The sequence below is a fragment of the Polyangium sp. 6x1 genome (assembly GCF_029946515.1).
GTDB lineage: Bacteria > Myxococcota_A > Polyangia > Polyangiales > Polyangiaceae > Polyangium.
Map to the genome: position 1 here is coordinate 79,111 of NZ_JARZHH010000051.1, position 7,835 is coordinate 86,945.

Below are 7,835 nucleotides of genomic sequence, written 5' to 3' on the forward strand. Positions count from 1 at the left end.
AAGCCCGGACAGGCGCTTTTTCGCGAGGAACGCGAGGTTCGCCTTCGAAACGTCTATCAAAATGATAGACTCGGGGCTCTCAAGATGAAAACCACGGGCATGCGGGCTGCCGATCTGCGGCTCTCGGATCTGTTCTCGTTCAACCCGAAGGGCGGGGTGATGCGCTTCGCGGGCGAGCGCGTGCTGCTCTTCGACGCGGTCGCGCTCGGGCTCCTGCGCAAGCAGCTCATCGAGAGCTTCGGCTACCACGCGGCGCGCGCGGTGCTGACGCGCTTCGGCTACGGTCACGGCTGGCGGACGGCGGAGGCGCTGCGCGAGGGGATCCCCTGGGCAGACGAGCGAGAATGGCGCATCGCGGGCGGGCGGCTGCACCGGCTCTGGGGGCTCGTGACGTTCGAGCCGGTCGAGCCCGCCGGGCGCCCCGGGCCCGAGCCCTTCGCCGACGCGATATGGCACGACTCGTACGAGGCGGAGCAGCACCTCCTGCACCTCGGGCAGGCGACGGAGCCGGTGTGCTGGACGCTCGCCGGATTCGCGAGCGGTTATCTGAGCCGCGTCAATGGCCGGCCCATCTTCGCCCTGGAGGAGTCGTGCCGCGGGAAAGGCGATGCCGTTTGCCGGATGATCGGGCGGAGCCGCGAGGAGTGGGGCGAGGCGATCGAGCCGCAGCTCTCGTTTTACGAGACAGACTGCCTCGACGCGTCGCTCCGGCACGTGCAGCGGGCGTTGCGGCGCGCCGAGACGCGGCTGCTCCGCGCCGAGCGGCTGCTCTCGGCGGGCGACGACGAGGCCGAGGTGCCGGGGCTCGTGGCGCGGAGCGAGGCCATGCGGGGCGTGGTCGCGATGGCGCGGCGGGTCGCCCGGACAAACGCGACGGTGCTGATCCTCGGCGAAAGCGGGGTGGGCAAGGAGCGGATCGCGCGGCTCGTGCACGACGCGTCGCCGCGGGTGGGCGGGCCGATGGTGGCGATCAACTGCGCGGCCGTGCCGGAGAGCCTGCTCGAAAGCGAGCTCTTCGGGCACGCGAAGGGCGCATTCAGCGGGGCCGTGACGGAGCGGGCGGGGCTCTTCGAGGCGGCGCGGGGCGGGACGTTGTTCCTCGACGAGGTGGGCGAGATCCCGCTCGCGATGCAGGCGAAATTGCTGCGGGTGCTCGAAGAGCGCGAGGTGCGGCGGGTGGGCGAGAACCGGACGCGGCCGATCGACGTGCGGATCGTCGCGGCGACGCACCGGGATCTCGCGGCGGCCGTGGCGCAGGGGCGCTTCCGGCAGGATCTTTATTTTCGGCTGCGGGTCGTGGAGATCGCGATCCCGCCGCTGCGCGAGCGGCCGGAGGACATCCTGCCGATCGCGCGGCGGCAGCTCTCGGAGGCGGCGGCGCGGGAAGGGGAGGCGCCGAAGGACCTCGGCAAATCGGCGTGCCGCGCGCTCTACGAGCACGCCTGGCCGGGCAACGTGCGCGAGCTCGTCAATGCCATGGAGCGGGCGCGGATCCTCTCGGAGGGGGCGACGATCGAGGTGGTCGATCTGCCGCCGGAGATCGGGGGCGTGACGGCCGGCGCGCCGCGCGAAACCAAGGCGTTTTCACCACGTCCGCTCGCCGAGGTCGAGCGGGAGCACATCCTCGCGACGCTCGCGGCCGAGGGAGGCAACCGCAAGGAGGCCGCGGCGAAGCTCGGGATCGGCGTGGCGACGCTCTACCGGAAGCTCAAGGAGTACGCCGAGGCGTCGTAGCGAATCGCTCGTGGGCCTCGATAGGCGAGCAGGTTCGGGGGGGCGGGCAAGCCGAACCGGCGGGATGCCTCAGCGGCGCCCGCGAAGCCCCGCGCGCTCCGCCGCGAAGAGCCCCAGCGCCGACCAATCGAGATCACCTCGGCCCTGCGCCGTCGCGGCGAGATAGTTGTCCCGCAGGAGGCTCGCGAGCGGCATCGGCGTCGTGGACGCGTCCGCGGCTGCGAGGACGAGGCGCATGTCCTTGAGCCCGAGCTCGACCTTGAAGCCCGCGGGCTCGTACGCTTCGGAGGCGATGAGCTCCACGTACCGCGCGAGGACCGCCGAGCCGCCGAACAGCTCCATCAACACGGCCTGGAGGTCCGGCGGCGAGACGCCCTGCTTGCGCGCGAATGCATAGGCCTCGCCGAACGCCTCGATCGACGACGCGATCACGAAATTGCCCGCGAGCTTGACCACGTTCGCGGCCGTCGGCTCCTCGCCGACCACGCGGAGCCCGCGCCCGATGGCTTCGAGCAGCGGTCTCACCCGATCCACCTCGGCCCGCGGCCCGGCCGCGACCACCCAGAGCTGCTTGGCCGCGGCCGCCTCGGGGCGCCCGAAGACCGGGGCCGCGACATAGCCCTGCCCCGCCGCCGCGTGCGCCGCCACGAGCCGCTCCGAGAGCGCGACCGAGATCGTGCTCGACGAGATGTGCACCGCCCCGCGCGCGAGCCCCGCGAGCAGGCCGTTCTCGGCGAAGACGACCTTCTCCACGGCGCTGTCCTCCGCGAGCATCGAGAAGACCGCCTCGGCCCCGCGCGCCGCCTCGGCGGGCGTCTCCGCGACGCGCGCGCCGGCGGCGCCGAGGGCTTCGGCCTTCTCCTTCGTACGGTTGTAAATCGAGAGCTCGTGGCCCGCGGCAAGCAGGTTCTTCGCCATCCCTTGCCCCATCGCGCCGAGCCCAATGAAACCCACCTTCATCGAAAAGCCTCCTTTCGCGCCGCGTCCATGGTTCACAGCAGACTTCCTCGCAAGAGGACGTGGGCGACGTTGAAGTAAATGATGAGGCCCGAGACATCGACGAGCGTCGCCACGAAGGGCGCGGACGCGCTGGCCGGATCGAAGCCGAGGCGCCGGATCGCAAACGGCAGCATCGAGCCAGCGATCGTCCCCCAGGTCACGACGCCGACGAGGCTCACCGCGACCGTCCCGGCGACCTTCATGAAATGCTCTCCGTACGTGTGGAAGGCCGCTTGCCACAGGAGAATTCGGACGAGCCCGATCGCAGCGAGGAGGATGCCCAGCGAAACGCCCGCGAGAAGCTCGCGGCGGAGGATGCGCCACCAGTCGTTGACGGTGACCTCGCCGAGCGCCATGGCCCGAATGATGAGCGTCGTCGCCTGCGATCCTGAATTGCCGCCGCTCGAAATGATGAGGGGCACGAAGAGCGCCAGAACGACGGCCCTCGCGATCTCCTCCTCGTAATGGCCCATCGCGCTCGCGGTGAGCATTTCACCGAGGAAGAGGGCGGCCAGCCATCCTGCTCTCTTCTTCACCATGGCGCGCAGGCTCGTCTGCATGTACGGCGTGTCGAGCGCCTCCATGCCGCCGAGCTTCTGGATGTCCTCGGTCGCCTCGCGCTGGACGACGTCGACGATGTCGTCGACCGTGACGATTCCCTTCATGCGGCCTTCGGCATCCACGACGGGGACCGCGTGGAGATCGTGCCGCGCGATGACACGAGCGACGGCTTCCTGGTCCATCGTCTCGGGCACGGAGACGACATCCGTGTGCATGACGTCGCCCATGGGCTTGCCTCCGGGCGCGGTGAACAGGTCACGAAACGACACCACGCCGCGAAGCTTCTGGTCTCTATCGAGGACGTACGCGTAATAAATGGTTTCCAGCTTCTCTTGCGCCTGTCGCTGGAGATACCGGATGGCCTCGTTCACGCTCATCTCCGGCCGGAGGCGCGCGAATCGCGGGCTCATCAGCCCGCCCGCCGCGTCTTCCGCGTACGCCATCAGCGCGGAGACCTCTCGCCGCGTGGGCTCGTCGAGCATGTCGAGAAACTCGCTCCGGTGTTGCTCGGGCACGTGCTGGATCACGTCCGCCGCGTCGTCGGGAGCGAGGAGCCGGAGCCAGAAACGTCGCTCCCCGTTTGCCACGGCGACGAGGAGGGTGGCTTGCTCCTGGACGGACAACCCGAGGAAGAAGTCGTCCGCCTCGCTGCGGTCCATGTGCTGGAACGCCTCGATCCGCTCTTGCGGGTCGAGGGTGGCCCAGACATCACGCACCTCGTCCGCGGTGAGGCGCTCTCTGGACATGGCCCTCCATTGCAGCAGGGATCATGCCATCGCTCGGCACCGTCCGACGGGCCCGTGTTCAGGGGCTTTCGGGCGCTCGCTGCGTTCGCGGTAGCCTGCGATCCGTCACTGGCAAGCGCCGCCGAGGAGGTCCGCGCCGAGGCATTGCCCGCTCGCGCAATCGGCATTGGCGTAACAGTCGACGCCCGGGCCGCCGAGCGCGCATACGTTCGCCACGCACGTGCCACTCAGGCAATCGACGTCCTGCAGGCACGCCTTGCCTTGCCGGCACGGATGGCAGGCGTCGCCGCCGCAATCGACGTCGGTCTCCAGGCTGTTCTTGATGCAATCGCTGCAGCTCGGGCCGTCCTCGCCCTCCGCGCCGCACGTGACGCGCCCGTCCACCGGCGCGCAGAGCTGCCGGACCGAGCAGAACACGCTCACGCAATCCTGGTCCCCCGCGCACGCGGCGCCGTCGGGGCACGCGCCGCACGCCGTGCCGCCGCAATCGACGTCCGTCTCGTCCCCGTCCTGCACGCCATTGCTGCACGGCGCGGCACCCCCTTCGCCGCCCGTGCCGCCCTCGCCGCCCTCGCCGGCGTCACCCTCCTTCGCCCCGGCGCCGTTGTTCCCACTGCCGTCCGCGTTCGCCGGATCCTGCCACGCCTCGATACCGAGGAGATCGGCACAGCCGGTCAGCGACACGAGCAGACCCATCACCGATGCTGTGAAGAATATGGAACGCATGTTCAGTATTTTACCGAGCGAGGGCCCCGCTCCGCAAGGCAACTCGCAGCGGTCGGATCAGAATTTTCCGATGAGAAGCGCTCCGCCCCCGGTCTGGTCGGCGAAGGGCGCGACTTCGTAGTGGAAACCCGTCAGCGTCGCGGGTTTGGGTGCCTCGGCGCGCTCGGGGAGCAAGGCGAGGACGAGCGCCGTCACCGCGCCCGCCGCGCCGATGCCAAAGGCGACGTTCGCCACCGTGGCCGACCGGAGCGCGTCCTCGCGCAGCTCGCGCCCGCGCTCGCACGAGGCCGCCGTCGCGCAGGACTCCTGAATCGAGATCGACGAGGCGTTCCGGCTCCCCGCCGAGAACGCGAAGGCCGCCGCGATCGAAAACCCCGCGAGCCCCACCCCACCCGCGACGATCGCCCCGACCTTGCGCGGCCCGATTTCCTTGGAGGTCGAAAGGTTGGAGGTCCCAGGATCCAGCAGCGCAGGATTTTTCTTGGGTGCCTCTGCGGGCGCTGGGGGATGCAAGTCGGGGATCTCCACCTCGGCGACCTTGCGCGGCTCTGCCGTGACCGTCGTCCGGAACTCGGGCCGGCCCGGGAGGCGCGCGACGATCTCGTACGTGCCCGGATCGATGGGCTGCGCGACCCCGAGCTCGTCCGGCGAGAGGCCCACGCCGTTGCGGAAGACGGCGATCCCCTCGGCGCTCTTCGGCAGCCGCACGAGCAGGCGCGGCAGCTCGGGTTCGAGCGCGCTCGCGCGCTGCCGGGCGAACGCGCCGCGCTCGTCGTTCACGGCCTCCGCGCGCCGGGCCGTCTCGCCGTACTCGCGCCACGCCGTGGCGGTGCGGCCCTCCTGCTCGTGGCAAGCCGCGAGCAGCCCGAGCGTGCCGATCGCCGGATCGAGCGAGTCACTCTGGGCGAGCTTCGTGCAAGCCTCGACGAACGCGCCTTGTTCGAGCAGGCGCTTGCCGTCCTGGAAGAGGGTCTCGGCGAGCGTCGCCGCCTCGCTGGGATCGGCGGGCGACGTGAGCGAGGGCTCCTCGTCGGCGCGAGCGACGGCGGGCGCGAGGGCGAGGAGCGACGCGGCGACGAGGACGAACCTATTTGCGCTTGCCACCAAAAATCCCCACGGTTTGCTTGATCGTTTGTGTTTGCTTCGAGGTCTTCGTCGTCGTCGACGCGGGCTTCGAGGTCTTCGCCGTGGCCGTGGTCGACGTCGCGGGCGAGGCCGCGGAGGGGAGCGGCGCCGCGATCGTCGGCTGCGGCGCGGGCGGCGTCGTCGGCTCGGGCGCGCGCGCCGCGGGCGTGGCCTCGGGCGGCGTCGTCGTGGCCTCGGGGGACGCGCTGGATCGCGTGATGACGACGAGCGAGACGACGAGCGCGGTGGCGACGAGGCCCGAGACCGCGAACAGCGCCGCGCGTTTTTTCCGGCCCCGGCCGTCGCTCCCGAGGTCGACGGAGCTCGTGAGGGCCGCGTGCGTATGGGCGAGCCCGCGCGGGAGCGTGAGCGCCTCGTCCGTGGGCACGCGCGGGAGGCGCGGCGCGGCGGTCTCGACGCTCGCCGTGCCCGCGAGCGTGTGGACGATGCGCGCGGCCCGGGCGCTCGCCTCGGGGCCGCCGAAGGGCGCGATCGCCTCCGCGAATGCGCCGAGGTCCGCGAAGCGCTCGTGCGGCCGCTTCGCCAGTGCACGCAGGATCGCCTCTTCGAGCCGCGCCGGCGCCTCGGGGCGTTTTTCGCGCACGCGCGGCGGCGGCTGCGTGGCGATGACGACGATGAGCTGCGTGATGCTCTCGGCCTGGTAGGGCGGCGCGCCCGCGAGCATCTCGAACAGGATCATCCCGAGCGCGTGCTGATCGCTGCGCGCGTCGACGTTCTTCGTCGACTGGATCTGCTCGGGGGACATGTACTGCGGGGTGCCGAAGACCGCGTCGGTCCCGGTGATCGACGCGCTCTGCCCCGGCGCCTCTTTCGAGAGGCCGAAGTCGAGCACCTTGAGCACGCGCGGGCGAAGCGGGCGCTCGGCGAGGAAGAGGTTCGCCGGCTTGAGATCCCGGTGCACGAGGCCCTGCGCGTGGGCCGCCGCGATGCCCTCGCAGGCCTCCAGCGCGAGGTCGACGGCCTCGGCGACGGGGAGCTTGCCGCGCCGCACGAGCTCGGCTTCGAGGTCGTGCCCGTAGAGCCGCTCCATCACGAGGTACGGCGCGCCCGTCTCGGTCTGCCCGACGTCGCTCACGCGCGCGACGTGCTCGGAGGGCAACGTCGCGGCGATGCGCGCTTCGCGGAGAAACCGCGTCACGACGTCCGAGGAGAGCGTGAGCGACGGGTTCAGGAGCTTGATGGCGACGGTCTGGCCGAGCGCGAGGTGCGTCGCTTCGAGGACCACACCCATCCCGCCGCAGCCGAGCTCTTGCTCGACGCGGTACTTGCCCAGCAGGATGGTCCCGGGCGGCGGCGCCACCATCATATTGACGACGGACGTTATCACCGCCCGTGTCCAGCCGAAATAGCGGTTTTGCCGCGCGCGCCGCGACGGACGTGTCGAATTTTTGTCACCTGTCCCCGGCGTCCGCGGACGAACCGTTCCAATCGGATGCGCGCGGAAGCACCTCCGACGGATCGGCGCGCCGACGAAAAGCGGCGGCGGGTGCTTTCCGAAGCACGCGGAGGACGGGTTGGTTCGTGGACAAAGGACCGAATCCGTGTTTGATGGTTTGACATGCCGAGTCGAGCTTTCCGCACCACGATGGGCCTCCTCTTTTCCTCCGCCTGGCTCAGCCTCGCGGCGTTTCACACGGCCTCGTGCGCGGAAGGAGGCGAGGTCGGGACGAGCGGCACCGCGGGCGCGAGCGGATCGCCGAGCGGGAGCGGCGGCGGCGGCAGCGACGCGGGAGGCGGCGGGACCGGCGGCGAAGGCGGAGCCGCGGGCACGGGAGGCACCGGCGGCGAAGGCGGCGCAGGCGGCGTAGGCGGCGTAGGCGGCCAAGGTGGGGGCGCGGGCACGGGAGGCACGGGCGGCGAAGGCGGCGCAGGCGGCCAAGGGGGTGCCGGCGGCGCAGGGGGCGAAGGCGGCGCGGGCGGCGC

7 protein-coding genes are annotated in these 7,835 nt (G+C 71.0%); 2 read left to right on the plus strand and 5 right to left on the minus strand.

Going from position 1 to position 7,835, the window contains the following annotated elements:
* The first annotated feature begins 84 nt into the window (after nt 1–84).
* Nucleotides 85–1,734, plus strand: coding sequence for a sigma-54-dependent Fis family transcriptional regulator (locus QHF85_RS35430; protein ID WP_281331820.1), 1,650 nt, complete (start codon nt 85–87; stop codon nt 1,732–1,734).
* Between the two features lie 69 nt (nt 1,735–1,803).
* On the opposite strand, the gene QHF85_RS35435 is transcribed toward QHF85_RS35430, so the two are convergent.
* The 5 genes from QHF85_RS35435 to QHF85_RS35455 all read right to left on the minus strand — a co-directional run bounded on the left by QHF85_RS35435 (nt 1,804) and on the right by QHF85_RS35455 (nt 7,239).
* Complete coding sequence (locus QHF85_RS35435) at nt 1,804–2,694, minus strand: NAD(P)-dependent oxidoreductase (RefSeq protein WP_281331821.1); 891 nt, start codon at nt 2,692–2,694, stop codon at nt 1,804–1,806.
* Between the two features lie 32 nt (nt 2,695–2,726).
* Complete coding sequence (gene mgtE, locus QHF85_RS35440; protein WP_281331822.1) at nt 2,727–4,040, minus strand: magnesium transporter; 1,314 nt, start codon at nt 4,038–4,040, stop codon at nt 2,727–2,729.
* A gap of 105 nt (nt 4,041–4,145) precedes the next feature.
* Nucleotides 4,146–4,766 carry a hypothetical protein gene (locus tag QHF85_RS35445; protein WP_281331823.1) on the minus strand — a complete coding sequence of 207 codons (621 nt, stop codon included), beginning with the start codon at nt 4,764–4,766 and terminating at the stop codon, nt 4,146–4,148.
* A gap of 57 nt (nt 4,767–4,823) precedes the next feature.
* Nucleotides 4,824–5,870, minus strand: coding sequence for a hypothetical protein (locus QHF85_RS35450; protein ID WP_281331824.1), 1,047 nt, complete (start codon nt 5,868–5,870; stop codon nt 4,824–4,826).
* Complete coding sequence (locus QHF85_RS35455; protein ID WP_281331825.1) at nt 5,854–7,239, minus strand: serine/threonine-protein kinase; 1,386 nt, start codon at nt 7,237–7,239, stop codon at nt 5,854–5,856. Before QHF85_RS35455 ends, QHF85_RS35450 begins: the two co-directional genes overlap by 17 nt.
* A 231-nt stretch (nt 7,240–7,470) precedes the next feature.
* Here QHF85_RS35455 and QHF85_RS35460 point away from each other — a divergent pair.
* Nucleotides 7,471–7,835, plus strand: a 365-nt coding sequence (locus QHF85_RS35460) for a hypothetical protein (RefSeq protein ID WP_281331826.1), incomplete at its 3' end; no start/stop codon positions are given.

Bases quoted from the DNA above. Each gene is read 5' to 3' on its own strand.
- QHF85_RS35430 (WP_281331820.1), top strand. From the start codon at position 85: ATGAAAACCACGGGCATGCGGGCTGCCGATCTGCGGCTCTCGGATCTG.
- QHF85_RS35435 (WP_281331821.1), bottom strand. From the start codon at position 2,694: ATGAAGGTGGGTTTCATTGGGCTCGGCGCGATGGGGCAAGGGATGGCG.
- mgtE (WP_281331822.1), bottom strand. From the start codon at position 4,040: ATGTCCAGAGAGCGCCTCACCGCGGACGAGGTGCGTGATGTCTGGGCC.
- QHF85_RS35445 (WP_281331823.1), bottom strand. From the start codon at position 4,766: ATGCGTTCCATATTCTTCACAGCATCGGTGATGGGTCTGCTCGTGTCG.